Origin of the sequence: Thioalkalivibrio sp. ALE10, from assembly GCF_000381385.1 — a bacterium.
Classification (GTDB): domain Bacteria; phylum Pseudomonadota; class Gammaproteobacteria; order Ectothiorhodospirales; family Ectothiorhodospiraceae; genus Thioalkalivibrio.
Map to the genome: position 1 here is coordinate 146,530 of NZ_KB906452.1, position 21,080 is coordinate 167,609.

The 21,080-nt window shown below is 68.4% G+C and carries 22 protein-coding genes and 1 pseudogene; 10 read left to right on the plus strand and 13 right to left on the minus strand.

Features of this window, described 5'->3' with window-relative positions:
• Positions 1–104 precede the first annotated feature (104 nt).
• The 3 genes from F788_RS0107170 (at position 105) to acs (ending at position 4,807) form a co-directional block, all read left to right on the plus strand.
• Positions 105–1,994: a putative nucleotidyltransferase substrate binding domain-containing protein gene (locus F788_RS0107170; RefSeq protein ID WP_019589728.1), complete on the plus strand. Its 1,890-nt coding sequence runs from the start codon at positions 105–107 to the stop codon at positions 1,992–1,994.
• 8 nt (positions 1,995–2,002) lie between these two features.
• The gene (locus F788_RS0107175; protein WP_019592873.1) at positions 2,003–2,755 is read left to right on the plus strand and encodes a 3'-5' exonuclease; all 753 of its coding nucleotides are present in this window, start codon (positions 2,003–2,005) and stop codon (positions 2,753–2,755) included.
• A gap of 93 nt (positions 2,756–2,848) precedes the next feature.
• The gene (gene acs / locus F788_RS0107180; RefSeq protein WP_026332734.1) at positions 2,849–4,807 is read left to right on the plus strand and encodes an acetate--CoA ligase; all 1,959 of its coding nucleotides are present in this window, start codon (positions 2,849–2,851) and stop codon (positions 4,805–4,807) included.
• Positions 4,808–4,883: 76 nt separating this feature from the next.
• Here acs and F788_RS0107185 read toward each other — a convergent pair whose 3' ends face one another.
• From F788_RS0107185 to F788_RS14050, 5 genes and pseudogenes are all read right to left on the minus strand, one after another.
• Entirely contained in the window at positions 4,884–5,219 is a 336-nt protein-coding gene (locus tag F788_RS0107185) for a helix-turn-helix transcriptional regulator (protein ID WP_018870275.1), read from the minus strand.
• Entirely contained in the window at positions 5,212–5,382 is a 171-nt protein-coding gene (locus F788_RS14145) for a type II toxin-antitoxin system RelE/ParE family toxin (protein WP_369772468.1), read from the minus strand. The genes F788_RS0107185 and F788_RS14145 overlap by 8 nt, the downstream gene beginning before the upstream one ends.
• The gene (locus F788_RS14150) at positions 5,337–5,477 is read right to left on the minus strand and encodes a hypothetical protein (protein WP_019589731.1); all 141 of its coding nucleotides are present in this window, start codon (positions 5,475–5,477) and stop codon (positions 5,337–5,339) included. Before F788_RS14150 ends, F788_RS14145 begins: the two co-directional genes overlap by 46 nt.
• 99 nt (positions 5,478–5,576) lie before the next feature.
• Positions 5,577–6,105 (minus strand): annotated as a pseudogene (locus tag F788_RS13690) (TolC family protein); the annotation flags it as partial.
• A 31-nt stretch (positions 6,106–6,136) separates the two neighbouring features.
• Positions 6,137–6,313, minus strand: a complete 177-nt coding sequence (locus F788_RS14050) for a hypothetical protein (protein WP_019569673.1) — start codon at positions 6,311–6,313, stop codon at positions 6,137–6,139.
• Positions 6,314–6,601: 288 nt separating this feature from the next.
• Here F788_RS14050 and F788_RS0107205 point away from each other — a divergent pair, with 288 nt between their 5' ends.
• The 4 genes from F788_RS0107205 to F788_RS0107220 all read left to right on the plus strand — a co-directional run bounded on the left by F788_RS0107205 (position 6,602) and on the right by F788_RS0107220 (position 9,168).
• Positions 6,602–6,901, plus strand: a complete 300-nt coding sequence (locus F788_RS0107205; protein ID WP_018870278.1) for a nucleotidyltransferase domain-containing protein — start codon at positions 6,602–6,604, stop codon at positions 6,899–6,901.
• Positions 6,898–7,401 carry a hypothetical protein gene (locus F788_RS0107210; protein WP_019589732.1) on the plus strand — a complete coding sequence of 168 codons (504 nt, stop codon included), beginning with the start codon at positions 6,898–6,900 and terminating at the stop codon, positions 7,399–7,401. Before F788_RS0107205 ends, F788_RS0107210 begins: the two co-directional genes overlap by 4 nt.
• 199 nt (positions 7,402–7,600) lie before the next feature.
• On the plus strand, positions 7,601–8,533 hold the full coding sequence (locus F788_RS0107215; RefSeq protein ID WP_019021826.1) for a carbohydrate kinase family protein: 933 nt from the start codon (positions 7,601–7,603) through the stop codon (positions 8,531–8,533).
• Between the two features lie 146 nt (positions 8,534–8,679).
• Positions 8,680–9,168 carry a CZB domain-containing protein gene (locus tag F788_RS0107220; RefSeq protein ID WP_019589733.1) on the plus strand — a complete coding sequence of 163 codons (489 nt, stop codon included), beginning with the start codon at positions 8,680–8,682 and terminating at the stop codon, positions 9,166–9,168.
• Positions 9,169–9,179: 11 nt separating this feature from the next.
• Here F788_RS0107220 and F788_RS0107225 read toward each other — a convergent pair whose 3' ends face one another.
• Both F788_RS0107225 and recQ read right to left on the minus strand, forming a co-directional pair.
• Complete coding sequence (locus tag F788_RS0107225; protein ID WP_019589734.1) at positions 9,180–9,926, minus strand: DUF3581 family protein; 747 nt, start codon at positions 9,924–9,926, stop codon at positions 9,180–9,182.
• A 26-nt stretch (positions 9,927–9,952) separates the two neighbouring features.
• Positions 9,953–11,851, minus strand: a complete 1,899-nt coding sequence (gene recQ, locus F788_RS0107230) for a DNA helicase RecQ (RefSeq protein ID WP_019589735.1) — start codon at positions 11,849–11,851, stop codon at positions 9,953–9,955.
• Between the two features lie 102 nt (positions 11,852–11,953).
• Between recQ and F788_RS0107235 the strand changes: the two genes are divergently transcribed.
• Genes F788_RS0107235 through F788_RS0107245 form a run of 3 tightly spaced genes read left to right on the plus strand, consistent with a single transcriptional unit; the run spans position 11,954 to position 16,608 of the window.
• The gene (locus F788_RS0107235; RefSeq protein ID WP_019021822.1) at positions 11,954–13,771 is read left to right on the plus strand and encodes an ABC transporter ATP-binding protein/permease; all 1,818 of its coding nucleotides are present in this window, start codon (positions 11,954–11,956) and stop codon (positions 13,769–13,771) included.
• A gap of 34 nt (positions 13,772–13,805) precedes the next feature.
• Positions 13,806–14,249, plus strand: a complete 444-nt coding sequence (locus F788_RS0107240; protein WP_019021821.1) for a rhodanese-like domain-containing protein — start codon at positions 13,806–13,808, stop codon at positions 14,247–14,249.
• A 28-nt stretch (positions 14,250–14,277) separates the two neighbouring features.
• Complete coding sequence (locus F788_RS0107245) at positions 14,278–16,608, plus strand: bifunctional diguanylate cyclase/phosphodiesterase (RefSeq protein WP_019589736.1); 2,331 nt, start codon at positions 14,278–14,280, stop codon at positions 16,606–16,608.
• Between the two features lie 5 nt (positions 16,609–16,613).
• Here the strand turns inward: F788_RS0107245 and F788_RS0107250 are convergent, their stop codons facing one another.
• The 6 genes from F788_RS0107250 to rimI form a co-directional block, all read right to left on the minus strand.
• Positions 16,614–16,922, minus strand: a complete 309-nt coding sequence (locus F788_RS0107250) for a hypothetical protein (RefSeq protein WP_019021819.1) — start codon at positions 16,920–16,922, stop codon at positions 16,614–16,616.
• Between the two features lie 105 nt (positions 16,923–17,027).
• Positions 17,028–17,447 (minus strand): alternative ribosome rescue aminoacyl-tRNA hydrolase ArfB, encoded by a 420-nt coding sequence (gene arfB, locus F788_RS0107255; protein ID WP_019021818.1) that lies wholly within the window; start codon positions 17,445–17,447, stop codon positions 17,028–17,030.
• An 8-nt stretch (positions 17,448–17,455) separates the two neighbouring features.
• A complete protein-coding gene (locus tag F788_RS0107260) occupies positions 17,456–17,749 on the minus strand; it encodes a hypothetical protein (protein WP_019589737.1) in 294 nt (97 codons plus the stop codon).
• 229 nt (positions 17,750–17,978) lie between these two features.
• A complete protein-coding gene (locus F788_RS0107265) occupies positions 17,979–19,571 on the minus strand; it encodes a peptide chain release factor 3 (RefSeq protein WP_019589738.1) in 1,593 nt (530 codons plus the stop codon).
• 79 nt (positions 19,572–19,650) lie between these two features.
• Positions 19,651–20,448, minus strand: coding sequence for a tetratricopeptide repeat protein (locus F788_RS0107270; protein ID WP_019589739.1), 798 nt, complete (start codon positions 20,446–20,448; stop codon positions 19,651–19,653).
• Positions 20,449–20,579: 131 nt separating this feature from the next.
• A complete protein-coding gene (gene rimI / locus F788_RS0107275; protein WP_019021814.1) occupies positions 20,580–21,059 on the minus strand; it encodes a ribosomal protein S18-alanine N-acetyltransferase in 480 nt (159 codons plus the stop codon).
• Positions 21,060–21,080: the final 21 nt, after the last annotated feature.

Sequence of the window (21,080 nt, forward strand, 5' to 3'; positions counted from 1 at the left end):
GCCGGGCCCGCGGCGATCCCCGCAAGGGGATCGTCCGCAAGTCCATCCACGTGGGCTTGCGGACGATCCTCGCAACCCGCCCCCGTCCACCACGGAGCAGCGCGATGACCGCCGAACTCGACGAGATCCGCGACTTCCTCGATCAGGCACCGGATCTCGCGGAACTGCCCGCCCCGGCCCGCGCCGCCATGGTGCGGCGCCTGACCCTGCGTTACCTGCGCCACGGCGCGGCGTTTCCGCCCGCCGAAAACGGCGACGGCCTGTGGATCGTGCACACCGGGGCGATCGAGCTGTTCGACGCCGGCGACACCCTGTGCGACCGTCTCGGCGAGGGCGACGTGGCACGCGTGACTGGCGGCGAGTGTGCGGCCACCGGACCCGGCGGTCACGCCCGGGTGACCGAGGACGCACTGGTGTATCACCTGCCGCAGGCCCGGGCCGAGGACCTCGCCCTCCACCACCCCGCCCTGGGCGACTTCCTGCGCGCCCCCGGCGGACTGTCCACGCCGGACAACGACGACCCTGGCGACATGGGCGACCGGGATAACCTCGGCACCGCCGACGGCCGCACCACCCTGCTGACCACCCCGGTGGCCTCGCTGATGAGCCCCCAGGTCCTGCAGGCGGATGCCGGCATCTCGCTGCGCGAGGCCGCCCGCCGCATGACCGGAGCGGATGTCTCCGCGCTGCTCCTGCAGGACGGGGAAGCCCCCGGCCGTCCGGCCGGCATGCTCACGGACACCGACCTGCGTCACGTCCTCGCGGAGGACGTCCCGCCCGACACCCCGGTACGCGAGCGGATGACGCGCGAACTGGTCACCGTCACCGGCGACACCCCGGCGTTCGAGGCCCTGCTGGAGATGGCGCGCCGCGACATCCATCACCTGCCTGTGGTGGAACCCGACGGCGAGCGCCTGGCCGGGATCCTCTCCGGCACCGACCTGATCCGCCACCAGGGGACCAGCGCGATCCACCTGATCCGCGACCTGCGCCGCGCGGGCTCGCCCGCCGAGCTGAGCCTGCGGATGCAGGCCCTGCCCCGGCTGCAGCAGCAGTTGAGCGAGGCCGGGGTGGATGCCCTGCGCTGCGCCCAGGTGCTGACCCTGGTGATCGACACCCTGACCCGTCGCCTGCTGGAACTGGCCGAGGAGCGCCTGGGCCCCGCGCCGGCCACCTGGGCGTGGCTGGCCAGCGGCAGCCAGGGCCGCCACGAACAGCTGGCGCATACCGACCAGGACACCGCGCTGGTGTGGGCGGACGATGCCCCGGAGGACGCGGATGAATGGTTCGCTGCCCTTGCCCGCGAGGTGACCTACGGACTGGACGCCTGCGGCATCCGCCGCTGCCCCGGCGGGGTCGACCCCTCCCACGCCGCCTGGCGCGGCCCGGCGCGTGACTGGCACGCGGCCTTCGAGCGCGTGTTCACCCGGCCGGACGCGCAGGACGCCCGACTGGCCACGCATTATCTCGACCTGCGGGTCATCCACGGCAGCCACAGCCTGTTCATGCCCCTGCGCCAGCAGGCGCTGGAGCTCGGCTACCGGCACGAGAGCGTCCACACCGCGATGGCCCTGCAGGCGCGCGAGCTGCGGCCGCCGCTGGGGTTCTTCCGCCGCTTCGTGCTCGAACACGACGGCGAACACAGCCCGGCTCTAGACCTCAAGCGCCGCGGCCTGCTGCCGATCGTGGCACTGGCCCGGGTATGTGCCCTGCGCGCCCGGGCCGACGCCCGCAGCACTCCCGAGCGGCTGCGCGCCAGTGCCCACGCCGGGATCCTGACGGACGACACGGCGCGCGAAGTGGAGGAGGCCTTCCGCTTCATCGCCGGCGTTCGCGCGCGCCACCAGGCGCGCCAGATCGCCGCCGGCCAGTCCGCGGACAACCATGTGGACCCGACCACGCTCACGGGCCTGGAGCGCAGCCGACTGAAGGCCGCCTTCGTGCGCGTGGCGCAGGCCGCCCGGGCGGCGCTGGGGGGCGAGGGGCAGGCATGAGCAACGCCATGGCCTCGCCCGGCCAGGCCTGCCCGTTCGCCCGGGCCGCCGCCTGGTTTTCCCCCGGGTACTGGCGCTTCTGTCGCGCCCGCAACCGCGCCCGGCTGCAGACCCCGGCCGGCCCGCTGCGCAACTGCCTGGAGACCCCGCCGCCGGCGCCCGCGCAGGCGGTGGCCCGCACCCGCTTCCTCGCGGTGGACATCGAGACCACCGGCCTCGACCCGGAGCAGGACGCGATCCTCAGCATCGGCTGGGTGGCGCTGGAGGGTACGGCCATCGATCTGGCCACCGCCGACTATGTGCTGGTGCGCCCGGACCGCGAGGTCCCGGAACAAAGCGCGGTGATCCACCACATCACCGATGAACACGCCGCCCGCGGGGTCGACGCCGGGGAGGCCCTGGACGCCCTGTTCCGCGCGCTCGAGGGCCGCGTGCTGATCGCCCACCACGCGGCCCTCGAACTGGGCTTTCTGGCCCGCGCCTGCGAACGGCGCTACGGCACCCGCCCGCCCCTGCCGGTGGTCGACACCCTGCGCCTGGCCGAGAGCGCCCGGCGCCGCGCCGGCCGTCCGGTGAGTGCCGGTGGCCTGCGCCTGCACGCCCTGCGCGGCGACTACAACCTGCCACCCCGGCGCAGCCACGACGCCCTGCTGGACGCCCTTGGCGCGGCCGAGCTATTTGCCGCGCTGGTGGCCGAACGCGACCCGACCGGGGCACTCGCACTGGGACGCGTACTGTTCCGTCCCGCCCGGCTCTGGTAGGGCGGACACGGCCGACAGGCATGCTATCCTCGCGCCGACAAGACCCATACCCCCAACGAATCCGCTGGAACCACGCAGAACATGGAGGCCCGCATGAGCGACACCATCGAGTCCACCCTCACCGAGACCCGCCATTTCGATCCGCCGGCGGCATTCACCGCGAACGCCCGGCTCAAGCCGGAGGACGTGGAGGCCCTGCACAACAAGGCCCGGGCCGACTACGAAGGCTTCTGGTGCGACCTGGCGCGCGAGAAGATCGACTGGCAGACGGACTTCACCGAAGGGCTGGACAGCTCGAACGCGCCGCATTTCCGCTGGTTCGCCGACGGGCGCATGAACGTCTCCTACAACTGCATCGACCGCCACCTCGAAGCCCGCGGCAACAAGACCGCGATCCGCTTCGAGGCCGAGAACGGCGACACCCGCAACCTCACCTACCGCGAGCTCTACAACGAGGTCGGCAAGCTGGCCAACGCGCTCAAGGGCATGGGTGTCGAGAAGGGCGATCGCGTGGTCATCTATATGCCGATGAACGCCGAGGCGGTGATCGCGATGCAGGCCTGCGCCCGCATCGGCGCGATCCACTCGGTGGTGTTCGGCGGTTTCTCCGCCGATGCCCTGCGCGACCGCGTGGTGGACTCCGGCGCCACCGTCGTCATCACCGCCGACGGCGGCGAGCGCGGCGGCAAGGTGGTGGGCCTGAAGGCCGGCGTGGACAAGGCGCTGGCCAGCAACTCCGCCGAGGTCGAGAAGGTGATCGTCTGCCGGCGCGCCGGCAATGACGTGACCATGCAGGAAGGCCGCGACGTCTGGTGGGAAGACGCGGTGGACGGCGAATCGGTCGACTGCGAACCCGAGTGGGTGGAATCCGAGCACCCGCTGTTCCTGCTCTACACCTCCGGTTCCACCGGCAAGCCCAAGGGCATCCAGCACTCCAGTGCCGGCTACCTGCTGGGCGCGATCATCACCAACGAGTGGGTGTTCGACCTGCAGGGCGACGACATCTTCTGGTGCACCGCCGACGTCGGCTGGATCACCGGCCACACCTACGTCGCCTATGGCCCGCTGGCGGTGGGCGCCACTCAGGTGGTCTACGAGGGCGTGCCCACCGTGCCGGACGCCGGGCGCTGGTGGAAGATGTGCCAGGACCACGGCGTGACCGTGTTCTATACCGCCCCTACCGCCATCCGTGCGCTGATGAAGGCCGGCCCCGACCTGCCCGAGCAGTACGACCTCTCGAAACTGCGCCTGCTGGGCACCGTGGGCGAGCCCATCAACCCCGAGGCGTGGATGTGGTACTACCGCGAGGTCGGCGGCGAGCGCTGCCCCATCGTGGACACCTGGTGGCAGACCGAGACCGGCGCCAACATGATCGCCCCGATCCCCGGCGCCACCACCCTGGTCCCGGGCTCCTGCACCCGCGCCCTGCCCGGAATCGACGCCGACGTGGTGGACGAGGACGGCAACAGCCTGGGTGCCGACGAGGGCGGCTACCTGGTCATCAGGAAGCCGTGGCCGTCGATGCTGCGTACAGTGTGGGGCGACGACCAGCGCTACAAGGACACCTACTGGCCCAAGTTCGGCGGCAAGTACTACCTCGCCGGCGACTCCGCGCGCCGCGACGCGGAAGGCAACTTCTGGATCATGGGCCGCATCGACGACGTCCTCAACGTCTCCGGGCACCGCATGGGGACCATGGAAGTCGAATCCGCGCTGGTGGCCCACAAGGACGTCGCCGAGGCCGCGGTGGTCGGGCGCCCGCACGACGTGAAGGGCGAAGCCATCGTCGCCTTCGTGATCCTGCACGGCGACCGCCCCACCGGCGACGAGGCGGACCGGCTGCTCAAGGAGCTGCGCGAATGGGTGGGCGAGCAGATCGGCCCGATCGCCAAGCCCGACGACATCCGTTTCGCCGACGGCCTGCCCAAGACCCGTTCCGGCAAGATCATGCGGCGCCTGCTGCGCTCCATCGCCAAGGGCGAGGAGATCACCTCGGACACCTCCACCCTGGAGAACGAGGCGGTCATCCCGCAGCTGCAGGGCAAGGCCTGACGCCGGACACGGGGGCCGTGATCCGAACCTGGTACGCCTGCCGAGGCACCAGGTTCACGGCCCCGCGCCCGGGCGCTCAAGCAAACAGATCGTCCAGGCCCACGCCGAGCGCATCGGCCAGGGCACGGGCGGTCACGATGGAGGGCACCTTTTTCTTCCGCTCGATTTCGTTCAGCATCGCGGGCGAGATACCGGCTGCGGAGGCCAGGGCGCGCTGGGATAGCCCCCGTTCTTCCCGCCAGAGGGTCACAAGGCTTTCTCCGGCCAGGTGACGTTCGACCGCGGCGAGGGGCAGGGTGGGAGCATTCCGCCGCTCGGCGATGACGGCCCGGTCTTCGGCATCCTCCAGACGCGCCAGCAGGGCCTCATACTCGCCCCGATCAAGAGTAATTTGCTCGGCCGTTTCAGTCATAGGCTTTGCTCCGATGGCGAATGGCGGTGACTTCCATGATGGTCATGGTGCCGTCTTGAAGGATCACGAACAGCACCCGGTAATCCCCGACGCGAAGTCGATATTCCTCTCGGCCTTTCAGCCCTTCACATTGTTCGCCAGGCTGTCCGGCTCGGCCGCATATTGCCGGATTTTTGCCAGGACAAGGTCGCTGGCCGCTCCGGCCTTCTTCAGTTCCTTGATCGCTTTAGTCGTAAACCTGACGTCCATGTCATCCATCCCTTACTCACGGCAGTATTCGCTCCAAGCGAACACCATGTCTAGACTGGAGTACCTCGAGAGATCCTGCCCCACCGTCGGGGAAATAAACCTCGCACCTCAGTCGGCGATGACACGGGTCCCGGCCTGCACTTGGTCGCCCGGTCGAGTCACCACCCGTTCCCCGGCCTCCAGACCCTCGCGGATCTGCGTGGTGAAATCGCTGCGGCGGCCGACCTCGACCCGGCGCGGCCGCGACCGAGCCCTCGCAGCAGCGGTGCCGGTGCAGCACCACGCCGCCAGCCGGCGCACGCACGGCCAGCGATTCGGTTTCGTCCTCGCTGCGTTCGCCGGTGGCGATGTCGAGGATCACCCGCGCCGCCTCGACCTCGCTGCGTGCGACCTCCACCGCCGACTCGCCTGCCTCCACTGCCGAGCGGGCGCGGTCACGCCGGGTCTCCACCCGCTCCAGGTCGCTGGCGGACACCGCCCCGTCCTCGAACAATTCGCGGTGACGCCGGTACTCCGACTCCGCCAGCCGCGCCTCGGCCCGCAGGTCCTCGAGGCTGGCCCGCGCCCCCTGCAGACGCGAACGTGCCGCGGCCAGGTGCTCGCGGGCCTGCTCGCATGGAAGATGACTTCGCGCCGGCCGGAACCGGCGGCCGGGGCCGGGATGGCGTTCACCCCGGAATCGACGTTACCCGCACCGCCGGGGCCGGAGGTTCAGCCGCCGGGGCCGCCCCGCTGTCCGGCGCACCGGGCAGCAAACCGCCGCCGTTGCCGTCGAGGCCCGCCGACCACAGGCTCAGCAGCAACAGCAGTAAGATCAGGATCGGGATCAGGATGCGTGGTTTCATCGGACAGGCCCTCGCTCGCGGCAATAGCTCCATGCTGCCACAAAGCCCCCGGCACGGCGCTGCCCCGCTCCCGTCATCGCGAGTCGCGAAGCGACGTGGCGATCTCCATCCGAAGCCGCCTGTTCCAGCGTGCAGACAACTTTGGCCGATTGCCACGTCGCCTTCAGCTCCTCGCAATGACGGATCGCAATGACCGGGGCACGAACGGCGTCGCTCGGGCCGCCGGCGCCACCCGTGGCGGTCGCGACCGGCGCTTCATCCCGATGCTGCACTGATATACTTGGTCATATGCGCCTGTCCCCGGAACAGCAAACCGTCATCCGTCAGGAAGTGGCCCGTGCATTCGGCCCGGACGCCCGGGTCTGCCTTTTCGGGTCCCGCACGGACGACTCGGCGCGAGGAGGTGACATCGACCTGTACGTCGAGGCCGAGGGCACGCCGGACGAACTCCTTGAAAGGGAACTAAAACTGCATGCCGCCCTGCAGCGGCGGCTTGGCGAGCGCCGCGTGGACCTCGTCGTCCATCGGCGCGGTGCCCCCGCGCGGCCCATCGACACTCACGCCCGACGCACCGGACTCCCGCTGTGACCACCGATTCGCCTGCACGCCTGGCCCGGCTGCTGAACCTGGTCGATCGCGAAGACGAACATCTTCTGGGGGTACGGGAACGGCTCCTCGCGGGTGATTGTTCGGTTTCCCCCGACCGTGTGCGAGGCATCCTTGCTGCCGACAGCGGCATCGACCGGCTCGAATCCTTCGGTGCCAAGTTCGGGCGGATGCAGGACACGATCATGGACAAGCTGGTCCCGGCCTTTCTCACCAGTGCGGGCGAGAAACCGGGACCGGCCATCGACAATCTGGCACGCCTTGAAAAGCTGGGGCTCATCGAACAGGCCGATGACTGGCTGCAGATGCGCCATCTGCGCAACCGGCTGGTCCACGAGTACATCGAGAACCCCGATGACCTGGCCCCGGGCCTGCAACGCGTCTGTCATTTCACCGACCGAATGCACACCGATTACCAGCGCCTTCGGGGCTATGCCCGGGACCGCCTGGCGATCGAGGTCCCCGGCAACAAGGGATGCTGAAGCCCCCCGCGGGCACCTGTCAGGTACCGGACCGAGGATCACGCGGCGTCGATTTGTTGTTTTGCGCCCAAATATTTACCCTGTGCGCACCATCCGGCCCGCCGCAGACGCGCCGCGCACCCCGCAATCGCGCGCCGCAGGGCCGTTTTGACGCCACATCGGCGTCATCCGAACCGCTTCAACAACGCAAGGAGTCAACATGTCCGCTCTGATCTGTGGGTCCATGGCCTACGACACCATCATGGTGTTCCCCGACCGCTTCAAGAACCACATCCTCCCGGACAAGGTGCACATGCTGAATGTGTCCTTCCTGGTCCCGGACATGCGTCGCGAGTTCGGCGGCTGCGCCGGCAACATCGCCTACAACATGAAGCTGCTGGGCGCCGACCCGACCGTAATGGCCACCGTGGGCGGCGATTTCACCCCGTATGCCGACTGGATGGACCGCCACGGCATCTCGCGCAAGTTCGTCAAGGAGCTGAAGGACACCTACACCGGTCAGGCCTTCATCACCACCGACCAGGACGACAACCAGATCACCGCCTTCCATCCGGGCGCGATGGGCTTCTCGCACCAGCAGAAGGTCACCGACGCCGACGGCATCAAGGTCGGCATCGTCTCCCCGGACGGCCGCGACGGCATGATCGAGCACGCCCAGCAGTTCGCCGACGCCGGGATCCCGTTCATGTTCGACCCGGGCCAGGGTCTGCCGATGTTCGACGGCGACGACCTCAAGCGCTTCATGGAGAACGCCACCTATGCCGCGTTCAATGACTACGAGGCGCAGCTGACCGCCGATCGCACCGGCATGAGCATGGAGCAGCTGGCGGAGATGGTGGACGCGATGATCGTTACCCGTGGCGGCGACGGCTCCGACATCTACACCGGCGGCAAGAAGATCACCATCCCGTCGGTGGAACCGGCCGCGATCAAGGATCCGACCGGCTGCGGCGACGCCTACCGTGCCGGCCTGCTGTTCGGTCTGGAGAAGGGCTACGACTGGGAGACCACCGGCCGCATCGCCTCGCTGATCGGCTCGATCAAGATCGCCCATTCCGGCACTCAGAACCACCACTTCTCGGCCGAAGAGTTCGCCGACAAGTTCGAGAAGGCCTTCGGCTACCGCTACTGAGGCAGCCCCTCACCGGATCCGGCCGCGAGAGCCGGGTCCCGGCGAGCTTCCGGCCCGGGCTCCCCTTGGGGGGCCCGGGCTTTTTTTGTGATTCCTTCAAGGATTAAATGGATTTTTTTATTGTGGGAAATCGTTCCGGTTCCCGTATGGAACACCGACTCATTGACGAGGACAACGACATGGAAAAGCAGGAAGTCCTGGACCGTCTGCACCAGGCCAAACGAGCCCACCTCGCCTGGGTCGGCCGCGCCGAGCTCCTCACCCAGGGCGTGCCGGTGGAAAAGGACCAGATCCCCGTGCTGCACACCGACTGCCCGTTCGGGCAGTGGTATTTCAGTGAGGGTCAGGCGCTCAACGATTTTCCCGAGTTCCAATCGATCGACGAGGCCCACCGCCACCTGCATCAGGCGTACGCCGAGATCTTCAAGCTGGTCACCGAGGAAGAGAACGCCTCGATGTTTTCGAAAATGCTGGGTTTCGCCCGGCGCCAGCACGAGCGCAACGAACCGCTGATCCGGATGCACATGGAGGCACTGGAGGAGGCCTCGCGCAGCGTGGTGCACCACCTCGACGCGCTGGAGAGGAAGATCCGGGAGATGGACGAGGAACGGTTCGAGGAGGCGGTGCGCACCTGACCCCCGCCGGGTCAGGCGGTTGCCGACCCCGCCTGCGCCCAGGCCGCCTTCCAGCTCTCGTAATCCGCGACCAGCTGCTCGACATCGGCTTCGTCGAACGGCCGCAGGCCGCTCAGGACCAGGTGCTTGCTGCCCCGGGCGACCACCGCGCCGTCGGTCACCAGTTCGTAGTCGAGCCGGATCTCGCCGCGCTTGCCGTTGACCGTCATGACCGCGTCCTTCAGCCGCGGCTCGGGTACGGCTGCCGCGGCCGCCAGCGGCTCGGGCAGTTCGAACCCCATGCGCTCGTACATCACCAGCGGACGTTTGGGGTTCACCATCACCTGATGCTCGCGCATCAGCGGCACCAGCACGTGCGGGAAGTTCTGTCCGGAGAACGACACGTAGCTGCGAATCAGCGACTCGATCGCGGCCGGGTCATCAACCACCGCCCCCGAACGTTCGATCTCGATCACGCTCTTGCCATTCTCGTCGGTGATCGCCACCTGTTCGCCGGGGTTCTCCGGGAAATGCACCGGGGCGTTACCGCCCACCATGCCGGTAAAGCGAAAGTTCATCGAAGCGCTGGCCCCCCAGGCATCCAGGGCCAGGGCGAACAGCAGGTCGCCGGGCACGCAGAACCGCCGCGAATCGGCGTCATGGATGGGGTTGAAGTCCCCCGCCACGGTCTTGGCAAAGCGGCTCCCCTGCTCCGGGGTGACCACGAGCTGCCCGTCCCGATAGCGATAGAAATCTTCCAGAAATGATATGCGGGTCACTCGACTCTCCCCGAACTTCGTTCTCGTTATTCCCGGACTTCCAGTCCCAGGTGTTCGCGGATCGCTGCCAGGAAGGCCTCGCCGTAGCGATCCAGCTTGTGCTGCCCGACCCCGGAGATGCCCAGCAGCTCGTCCGGAGTGCGCGGTGTGCCGGCCACCATCTCCAGCAGGGTGGCGTCGTTGAAGATCACGTAGGGCGGCACGCCCTGATCCGTCGACAGTTTCTGCCGCAGCCTGCGCAGAGTGTCCCACAAGGCCCGGTCTTCCGCATCCAGACCGGCAACCGAACGTGCGGTTTCACCCCGCGAGGGCTGTGCGGGCCGCGCCCCGGCGGCCTCGTGACGCAGGTGCAGGGATTCCTCGCCACGCAGCACGGCGCGACACCCGGGGTCCAGGCGCAGCCCGCCATAGCCCTCGGGATCCAGCCGCAGCAGGCCGCGCGCCAGCAGCTGACGCACCAGGCCGCGCCACTGGCGTTCGTCCAGCTCGGTGCCGATGCCGAAGGTGCTCAGGCGTTCGTGCCCGAGGCGGGTCAGGCGTTCGCTGCGGCTGCCGCGCAACACCGCGATCACGTGCCCGGCACCGAAACGCTCGCCGGTGCGATAGACGCAGGAAAGCAGTTTCTGCGCGGCCACCGTGGCATCCCAGGTGGCCGGCGGGTCCTGGCAGTTGTCGCAGTATCCGCAGGGCTCGGGCAGGGTCTCGCCGAACCACGCGAGCAGGGCCTGACGGCGGCAGGTAGTCAGTTCGCTGAAGCCCAGCATGGCCTCGAGCTTCTGCTGCTCGATGCGCTGGCGCTCCTCGCCGGCCTCCGAGTCCTGCAGCATCTGCCGCAGCGTGACCACGTCCTGCAGCCCGTAGAGCATCCAGGCGTCGGCCGGCAGGCCGTCGCGTCCGGCGCGGCCGGTCTCCTGATAGTAGCCCTCGAGGCTCTTCGGCAGGCTCAGGTGGGCGACGAAGCGCACATCGGGCTTGTCGATGCCCATGCCGAAGGCGATGGTCGCGACCATCACCACGCCATCCTCGCGCAGGAAACGGCGCTGGTGCTCGGCGCGGGTCGCCGCCGACAGCCCCGCGTGATACGGCAGCGCGGTAACCCCGCGCGCCGCCAGCCATTCGGCGGTTTCGTCCACCTTGCGCCGCGACAGGCAGTAAACGATGCCCGCCTCGCCCGGGTGTTCCTCGCGGATGAAGCGCAGCAGGCGCTCGCGCGGCGGGCCGGACGCGCCATCGGCCGCCGCGACGCGAAAGCGGATGTTGGGCCGGTCGAAAGAACTGACGAACATCCGCGCCGACTCCAGGCGCAGGCGCTCGCGGATCTCCTCGCGGGTGGGTTCGTCGGCGGTGGCGGTCAGGGCGATGCGCGGCACCGACGGGAAACGCTCCGCCAGCACCGCCAGGCGCCCGTATTCCGGGCGGAAGTCGTGCCCCCACTGCGACACGCAATGCGCCTCGTCGATCGCGAACAGCGCCAGCTCCAGCCCTTCCAGACGATCCAGCATGCCGGGTGCGAACAGCCGCTCCGGCGACAGATACAGAAGATCCAGCTCCCCGGCATGCAGCGCGGCCAGCACCCCGCGCGCGGTGGCCTCGTCCTGGCCCGAATCCAGCCCGGCCGCGGCCACGCCGTTCTGCCGCAGGGCCTGCACCTGGTCCTGCATCAGCGCGATCAGCGGCGAGATGACGATGGCGCAGCCACGCCGCGCCAGCGCCGGGATCTGGTAGCACAGCGACTTGCCGCCGCCGGTGGGCATCAGCACCAGGGCGTCGCCACCGCCGATGACGTGTTCCACCACCGCCTGTTGCTGCCCGCGAAAGGCCTGGTAGCCAAAGGTCTCGCGCAGGATGGTTTCCGGGGCGCTTCCCTGCGCCGCTGTTGCTGCGGTCTGATTCCCTTCCACCGGCGTGTCCACCTGCCTTGCCATGAAGTTGTTCAGACTGCCCCAGGCCCCGCGCCGGGCGCAAGAACGGGCAGCTTCCCGGTGTGCATAGTAGGCTACGCGCTCCCTTCATCCGGGTGACTTTCCATGCGCGGTTTCGGCTCTTCGGTCCACGACGCTCCCGACAACGCGATCAACTGGCGCATCGTACGCAGCCTGCTGCCGTACCTGTCCGAGTTCCGCGGGCGGATGTTCCTCGCGCTGGGGCTGATGGCGCTGGCCAAGCTGGCCACCGTGACGGTGCCGATCGCGCTGAAATACATCGTCGAGCATTTCGAGGAGGCCGGCGCGGAGGCCCTGGTGACCGTGCCGGTGGCGCTGGTGCTGGGCTACGGCCTGCTGCGCTTCGGCGGGACCTTCTTCGGCGAGCTGCGCGACGCGGTCTTTGTGCGCGTGGCCGAACGCGCGATGCGGCGCGCCTCGCTGCGAGTCTTCCAGCACCTGCACCGGCTGGAGCTGGGGTTCCATCTGGCACGCGAGACCGGGGGCCTGGCCCGCGACATCGAGCGCGGCACCAGCGGCATGAGCTTCCTGCTGCGCTTCATGGTGTTCAACATCCTGCCGACCCTGATCGAGATCCTGCTGGTGGCCGGCATCCTGCTGTTCGCCGTCGGCCCGGTGTTCATGTTCACCGTGCTGGTCGCGGTGGCGGTCTACGCGGCCTTCTCCATCTGGATCACCGAATGGCGCACGCGCTTCGTGCGCGAGGCCAACCAGCGCGACAACGAATCCAATACCCGGGCGATCGACAGCCTGCTCAACTACGAGACGGTCAAGTACTTCGGCAACGAGGATTTCGAGGCCGACCGCTACGACCGCGGTCTCGCGGCCTGGGAACAGGCGCGTACCAAGAACGTGCTGTCGCTGGTGCTGCTCAACTCCGGGCAGGCCCTGATCATCGCCGCGGCGATCACCGTGATGATGCTGCTGGCCGCCGCGCGGGTGGCCGACGGCTCGATGTCGCTGGGCGATCTGGTGATGGTCAACGCCTACATGATCCAGCTGTTCATCCCGCTGAACTTCCTCGGCTTCGTCTATCGCGAGATCCGCCAGTCGCTGGCCAACATCGAGCGCCTGTTCGGCCTGCTGGAGAAGCCCGTGCAGGTCGAGGACCGCCCCGATGCCCCGGACCTGGAGGTCGGCGCCGGGCACGTGCGCTTCGAGCACGTGGATTTCCACTACCAGCCGGACCGACCGATCCTCGAGGACGTGACCATCGACCTGCCGGCCGGGAAACGGGTCGCGGTGGTGGGCCCCAGCGGCGCCGGCAAGTCCACCCTGTCACGGCTGCTGTTCCGCTTCTACGACGTGACCGGCGGGCGCATCACCATCGACGGTCAGGACCTGCGCGACGTGACCCAGGCGAGCGTGCGCCGGGCGATCGGCATGGTTCCGCAGGACACCGTGCTGTTCAACGACACCATCCGCTACAACATCGCCTACGGCGACCCCTCCGCCAGTGACGCGGCGATCGAGCGGGTGGTGCGCCTGGCCCATCTGGAGGGCTTCGTCGCGCGCCTCCCCGATGGTCTCGACACGGTGGTGGGCGAGCGCGGCCTGAAGGTGTCCGGCGGCGAGAAGCAGCGCATCGCGATCGCCCGCATGCTGCTGAAGGACCCGCCCATCCTGGTGTTCGACGAGGCCACCTCGTCACTGGATTCCGACACCGAGAAGGGCATCCTGCAGGCGCTGGACGAGGTCTCCGCGCGCCGCACGACACTGGTGATCGCCCACCGCCTGTCCACGGTGAAACACGCCGACCGCATCGTGGTCCTGGATCAGGGGCGGGTCGTCGAAACCGGCACCCATCGGGAACTCCTCGCCCGCAACGGCACCTATGCACGCCTGTGGCAGCACCAGCAGTCCGAGGCGGGTGACGCCTCGGAGTTCACGGACAACTCGTGATACATTGACCCAAAACTCGTGAACCGCGGTGGCGATGAACCCACTGATCCTCCTGCTCTGGTGTCTGCTGGCCGTCACGGCCATTGCACCCGCAGCGGCCGATGAGCCGTATCGGGCGCCGGAGGCCATCGCGGACACCACGCGCGTCGACGCCGACGGCGCCTGGAGGCTGTTTCGCGAGGGGGTTCCGTTCGTCGACGTGCGCCTGTCAGCCGACTATCGCGCCGGCCGCATCCCGGGCGCAACCAACCTGACCATCATGCGCGACGCGGACGACCCGCGGAACCGCTTCACCCGCGAGCAACTGCTCGAAGTCGCCGGAGGCCGGGACCGGCCGGTGGTCGTCTACTGCAACGAGTTCGACTGCTGGCGTACCGAAGCCGCCATCCGCCGCGCACTGGAATGGGGCTTCGACGACCTCCACTACTTTCCCGGCGGCTACCCCGAGTGGAGCCGCCGCAACTACCCCTTCGAATGAGATGGGAACCGGAGCGGAGGCGCGGGTGATGCCACTGCGAACGGCCATTGCACTGGCTGCTTTCGCCGGTCTGGCCCTGCTGGCCGCCGCCCTGGCTACCGGTGCCCATCTGGCCCTGCAGCAGGCGGACCAGCGGCTCGACCGCTTTGCCATGGAAACCCAGGAAGCCGCCTGGCAACAGGTGCTGGAGGCCGAACTGCAGGCGCTGCGCAGCGAGGCCACCACGATCACCCGCAACCGCGCGCTGCGCGAGGCGCTTGCCGGCGACGAGCCGGTGGCGGGCTATGCCGACCCGCTGCACAACCGACTGACCGCCGCGGGCGTCGCCAGCGGCCTGGTCATTTATGACGCCGACGGCGAACGCCGGTTTGACTCCGTTCTCGAGGACGCCACCGAGTTTCCGCTGGCGCGGGCCACGCTGGACGACGGCCGCATCCACCAGGGCCTGCACCGCACTCCGGAGGGGCGCTATTTCGCCGGACTGACCATCCCGCTGTACGACCAGGGACAGCTGGTCGGCGTGGTCGTGCCACTGCAATCGCTGGCCGGGTCCGCCCTCGACACCCTCGCGGGCAAGGCGGATACCCGCGCGGTGCTGCTGGACGCCGGGGGGCGGGTGGAACACACCGCGCCCGCGGCGGCCCTGCCCAACCCCGGCCCCATGCTGAACCGGGCCGCGGCACGACGCACGACCGCCGCCGGACGCCATGAACTCGCGGTGCACCTGCCGCTGACCCCGTTCGACGGCGAGGACGTCACCGGCAACATCGTGGTCATCCGCGACATCACCGACTCGGTTACGACCCAGCGTTTCATCAACAACGCCACGCGCGCCGGGGCGATCATCGCCCTCCTCCTGATCGGCTGGGCGCTGTACTTCTGGCTGGGGCGCGCCCTGCGACCGCTGCGCGAGGCGGTGGCCACTCTGGAGGACGTGGGCCAGGGACGGTTCACCACCCGCATCCGCCGCGATTCGCGGCTGCAGGAAGTCGCCACCCTCCAGGGCGCCACCCTGGACATGGTGGAGCGGCTGCGGCGCATGCTGGAAGTCGAAGAAGACGCCCGCCTCGCCTTTCTCGATCCGCTGACCGGCCTGGCCAACCGCCGCCTGCTGCACGAGCGCCTGGACCACGCCATCCGCGCCGCCGAACAGTCCGGGCGGCGCTCGGCCCTGCTGCTGATCGACCTCGACAACTTCAAGACCCTCAACGACACCCGCGGCCATTCGGTCGGCGACCGGCTGCTGACGCTGGTCGCACAGCGCCTGCAGGGGCAGGTTCGCCCGCAGGACACGGTGGCGCGCATCGGTGGCGACGAATTCGTGGTCCTGCTGGAAGAGCTCAAGCCCGATTCCGACCAGGCGGTCGCGGATGCCGGCAAGCTCGCCGCCAAATTGCTGGACCATATTCGGGAGCCGCTGATACTGGACCGGATCCAGCATGTCATCCAGGCCAGCGTCGGCGTCAGCGTGTTCCCGCAGGGCGAGGACACCAGCGAGGAACTGCTCAAGCAGGTGGATTTCGCGATGTATCAGGCCAAGCATCACGGTCGCGACACGATGCGCTTCTACGACCCGGAGATGCAGCGCCAGCTGCAGCGGCGGGCGGAACTGGAACGGGCCCTGCGGGATGCGCTGGATGCCGATGATCTGCTCCTTCACCTGCAGCCGCAGGTGGACACGGACGGCAACGTGATCAGTGCCGAAGGCCTGATGCGCTGGAACCCGGGCGAGCCCGGGGAGGTTTCACCCTCCGAATTCATCCCCGTGGCGGAGCAGAGCGGCCAGATCCTCGCGATCGGCCGGGTGGCCCTGCGCCAGGCCTGCGAGCACCTGGCCCGCTGGCGCAACATCCCCGGCGCCGAGGCCCTGCAGCTCGCGGTCAATCTCTCCGCTCCGCACCTGCGCGATGCCCGGCTGCTCGACGAGGTGCGCCAGCTGCTGCACGAGACCGGCGCCCCGCCGCAGCGACTGACACTCGAGATCACCGAGAGCGTGATGGCCGAGGAATCCGAACAGTTGATGACCAACCTGCAGGAGCTGCGGGCGCTGGGCATCGGCCTCGCGCTGGACGATTTCGGCACCGGATACTCGTCGCTCGGGTATCTCAAGCGGTTGCCGGTGACCGAACTGAAGATCGACCGCTCCTTCGTGCGCGACCTCGAACACGATCCGGGCGACGCCGAGATCGTAACCACCATCCTGGCCATTGCCCGCACCATGGGGCTGGAGGTCGTGGCCGAAGGGGTCGAGACACCCGCCCAGCAGGAGTTCCTCGGACAGCGCGGCTGCAGACGTTTCCAGGGCTTCCTGTTCCACCGCGCCATGCCGGCACAGAGCCTGGAAGCGCTGCTGCCCTGACGAGCTCAGTCGCCGCGCCGCTGCCAGCCGGGGCTGCGCCGCCGACGCACCAGGTAGAGGGCCACCAGTGCCATCAGCACGTAGGCCGCCACCGCCAGCAGCATCACGCCCGCGCCGCCGAGCATGGCCGTGCGGTGACGCGGTCGCTGCAGCATGCCCCAGGCCAGGATCAGCGCCCCCACCACCATGCCGCCGACCACGGCAAAGTCGGGGAAGGGCGTCAGCATCGTCCAGTCGAATTCCACCCGGGTGAAGGTGTCCAGGAGCTCCGCCTCCGGATCGAACGCCTGCTCGTTGTCCGCATCGCCATTCATGCCCCGTCTCCCGCATAAATCCTGGATACACACGGAAAAGCATGCCCGAAAGCACGGAGCCATGCCCCCTCCGGATGCAGGGCATGCCGCGGAGGTAAGGGGGCATCAGTCGGGGTCGACGCGGCCGCGCAGGGCCTTCCTGCGCCCGCGCCGGGTCTTGGCGTCCAGCCGGCGCAGTTTGGCGGCACGGGGCGGTCGCGTCGGGCGCCGCTTCTTCACCGGCTGTCCGGCCTCGCGCAGCAGCTCGGCCAGGCGCTCGAGGGCATCCTCGCGATTGGCCTCCTGCGTGCGGTACTGCTGTGCCTTGATCACGATCACGCCGTCGCGGGTGATGCGCCGATCGCGCCGGCGCAGCAGGCGTTCGCGATAGACCTCGGGCAGACTCGCGGAGGCATGGATGTCGAAGCGGAGATGGATGGCGGTGGCCACCTTGTTGACGTTCTGCCCGCCGGCGCCCTGCGCGCGGATCGGCGTCAGCTCGATCTCCGCGTCGGGGATGGTCACGTTACCGGAGATCTTCAGCATCGGGAGGCTCAGCGGAACTCGCCGTCGACGATACGGCCGTCGTCGTCGAGTTCGGCGAAGAAGCGGCTGTTGTCGGTACGGTATTCGTGCGTCGCGATGTCGCCCGGGAGCACCAGCGTCACATCGGGATAGACCCGCCGGAATTCCTCCGGGGTGGGCCGGGTGTCCAGGAAGGCATGAAACGGCTCCATTGCCTCGACGGTGCCCGGACGCGGCTCGAACCCGTCGTCCCGGCCCTCGCTCTTCTGCAGCGTGCAGCCGCCCATCGCCAGCCCCAGCATCACAACCACCAGCACCGGCATCCGTTGCAATTTCACCGCCATGCCCACCCCCTCGGGATGATGAACCGTCATTGCGAGCCCCCGGGACCCGTCATTGCGAGCGCAGCGAAGCAATCTCGGGACACGCCCGACGAAGCCGACCCGACCGGGAACCCGGTGGTTCCGGATCCCCATGACTTCGTCGCTTCGCTCCTCGCAATGCCCCGCACGTAGACCGCGCAGCGGGACGAATCCGTGCGCAGCCCGGGCGCTACTCCCCCGGCTGTCCGTGCTCGCGAGTGGCCAGGAAGCGGATCTCCGGCCATTTCTCCTCGGCCATCTGCAGGTTCACCCGCGTGGGGGCGATATAGACCAGATCCCCGGCATGGTCGAGGGCGAGGTTGTTCGCCGCCTTTTCCTTGAACTCCGCCAGCTTCTTCGGATCGTCGCTTTCCACCCAGCGCGCGGTCTGCACGTTCACGTTCTCGAACTGCGCCTCCACCTTGTACTCGGTGCGCAGGCGTTCGGCGACCACGTCGAACTGCAGCACCCCCACCGCCCCCAGGATCAGGTCGTTGTTCGTCAGCGGGCGGTAGAGCTGGGTCGCGCCTTCCTCGCACAGCTCCTGCAGCCCCTTGGTCAGCTGCTTCATCTTCAGCGGATCCTTCAGCTGCGCGCGGCGGAACAGCTCGGGCGCGAAGTTGGGGATGCCCTTGAACGTCAGATCCTCGCCCTGGGTAAAGGTGTCCCCGATGCGGATGGTCCCGTGGTTGTGGATGCCGATGATGTCGCCGGGATAGGCGGTCTCCACGTGTTCCCGATCGGAGGCGAGGAAGGTCAGTGCGTCCGGGATCTTCACGTCGCGGCCGATGCGCACGTGGCGCAGCTTCGCGCCCTTGTCGAAGGTGCCGGAGCAGATGCGCATGAAGGCGATGCGATCCCTGTGATTGGGATCCATGTTCGCCTGGATCTTGAACACGAACCCGGTGAACTTCTCCTCGGTAGGCTCGACCCCCCGTGAATACGCCGGACGCGGCAGCGGACCGGGGGCAAACTCGACGAAGTCGTCCAGCAGTTCCTCGATACCGAAGTTGTTGATCGCCGAACCAAAGAACACCGGGGTCTGCTCACCGCGCAGATAGGCGTCCGGATCGAACTCGTGCGAGGCGCCCTGCACCAGCTCCAGTTCCTCGCGCAGCTCTTCGGCCTGGGTCCCCAGGACCTTGTCGAGGCGCGGGTTGTCGAGGCCCTCGATGATCTCGCCGGTGGACTTCTTGCCGCCCTGCTCCGGGTCGTACAAGTGCACCGCATCGCGGCGGATATGGTAGACGCCGCGAAAACGCTTGCCGGAACCGATCGGCCAGGTGACCGGGGCGCACTGGATCTTCAGCACGTCCTCGACCTCGTCCAGCAGTTCGATCGGCTCGCGCCCCTCGCGGTCCATCTTGTTGACGAAGGTCATGATCGGGGTATCGCGCAGGCGGCAGACCTCCATCAGCTTGATGGTGCGGTCCTCCACGCCCTTGGCCGCGTCGATGACCATCAGCGCGGAGTCGACGGCGGTCAGCGTGCGGTAGGTATCCTCGGAAAAGTCCGCATGCCCCGGGGTATCCAGCAGGTTCACCATGCGCCCCTTGTAGGGGTACTGCATCACCGAGGAGGTGACCGAGATCCCGCGCGACTGCTCCATCGCCATCCAGTCGGAGGTGGCGTGGCGCGCGGACTTGCGCCCCTTGACCGTACCGGCGAGCTGGATCGCGCCGCCGTACAGCAGGAGCTTTTCGGTCATGGTGGTCTTGCCCGCGTCCGGATGCGAGATGATCGCAAAGGTCCGGCGGCGGGCGGTCTCGTCGACAAAGGACATCAGTCGGGTCCCGTACGGGGAGAAAGCCCGACATTCTAACGTATTCCGCCCGCCGCATTGGGCGGCGGGCGGAAACGGTTCAGCGTACGGCGGCTTCGGTGCGCATGGCCGTGCGCTGCTCGGCGAGGCTCTCGCGCGCGGCCGCCAGCTCGGCCTCGCTCATGCGGGACTCCAGGCGTTCCACGTGCTCGCCATCGTCGCCGAGGCTGTACCAGACCCAGGCCTGGACCCGGTCGCGATTCACGCCGCGGCCGGCCATGTGCAGGCGCCCGAGCCCGCGCTGGGCCTGGGCGTTGCCCTGCTCCGCCGCGAGCACATACCACTCGACGGCGTCGTCCACCGAACGCTCGACCCCGCGCCCGGTCTCCAGCAGGTAGCCCCAGTGATACTGGGCGGAGGCCAGCCCCTGACCGGCGGCGCGTTCGATCCATTCCGCGGCTTCGGCCGGATCGGCCGATTCGTCCGCCAGCAGGTCCCGTCCGAGGTGATACTGGGCATCCATGTCGCCCAGTTCCGCCGCGCGACGGTAGTGTTCGTCGCTTTTCTCCGCGTCCACGGGGACCCCGCGTCCGGTGGCATGGAGGTAGCCGAGGAAGTAGTGCGCGCGCGCATGCCCCTGCTCGGCGGCCCGCGCGAACCATTCGGCTGCCGCCGCGTCGTCCTGTTCGGTGCCACGCGCGGTGTAATGGGCCATGCCCACGTCGAACTGCGCGTCACGGTCGCCGCGCTGCGCATTGCGTTCACGGATTCCGAACCAGACGCCCAGCAGTTCCTGCTGGCGTTCGGCTTCGTCGTAACCGAATTCGGTGGCCGCTGTTTGGCCGGCAGTCAACAGGAGCGGCAGGGCCGCGGTCAGGGCAAGAAGGGACTTTTTCATCACAGCCTCGATACGGAACCGGTCGTAAGACCCTGAGAATAGACACAAGCCCGTGGAACCGCAAAACCGGCAGTGTATTTTTGCGCACCCTGACCGCAGAATGCGCCAGGGAAACGCTGATCAGCGTTTCCCTAGGCCCCCGCCGGTTCCTCGCAGCTGCGGCGCAGCACCCAGGCATCCTCGCGGCCGCTGGGAAGCGGGTAGTAACGCGGCCGGGTGCCAATGTGCTCGAAGCCCTCCGAACGGTAGAGCTGCACGGCCGCGGCGTTGGAAGGGCGCACCTCGAGGAACAGGGCCTCGGCGCGTTCAGCGCAGGCACAGGCCAGCAGCCGGCGCAGCATGAAGCGCCCCAGCCCGTAGCCCTGCCAGCGCGGATCCACCGTCAGATTCAGCAGATGCGCCTCGCCGGCGGCCACGGTCAGGATCGCATGCCCCACCTGACGGCCATCGACGGACAGGATCCAGCCGTCGTAACCGACCTTCAGGCAGTCCTGGAAGATCCGCGCGGTCCAGGGATAGTCATACGCCTGGCGCTCGATCACCATCACGCGATCGATGTCGGCCAGCTGCATGCGCCGCAGTTCGGGTCGGGTTCGGGCTTCGGCACTCATCGGTCATCTTCCCTCGTGCAG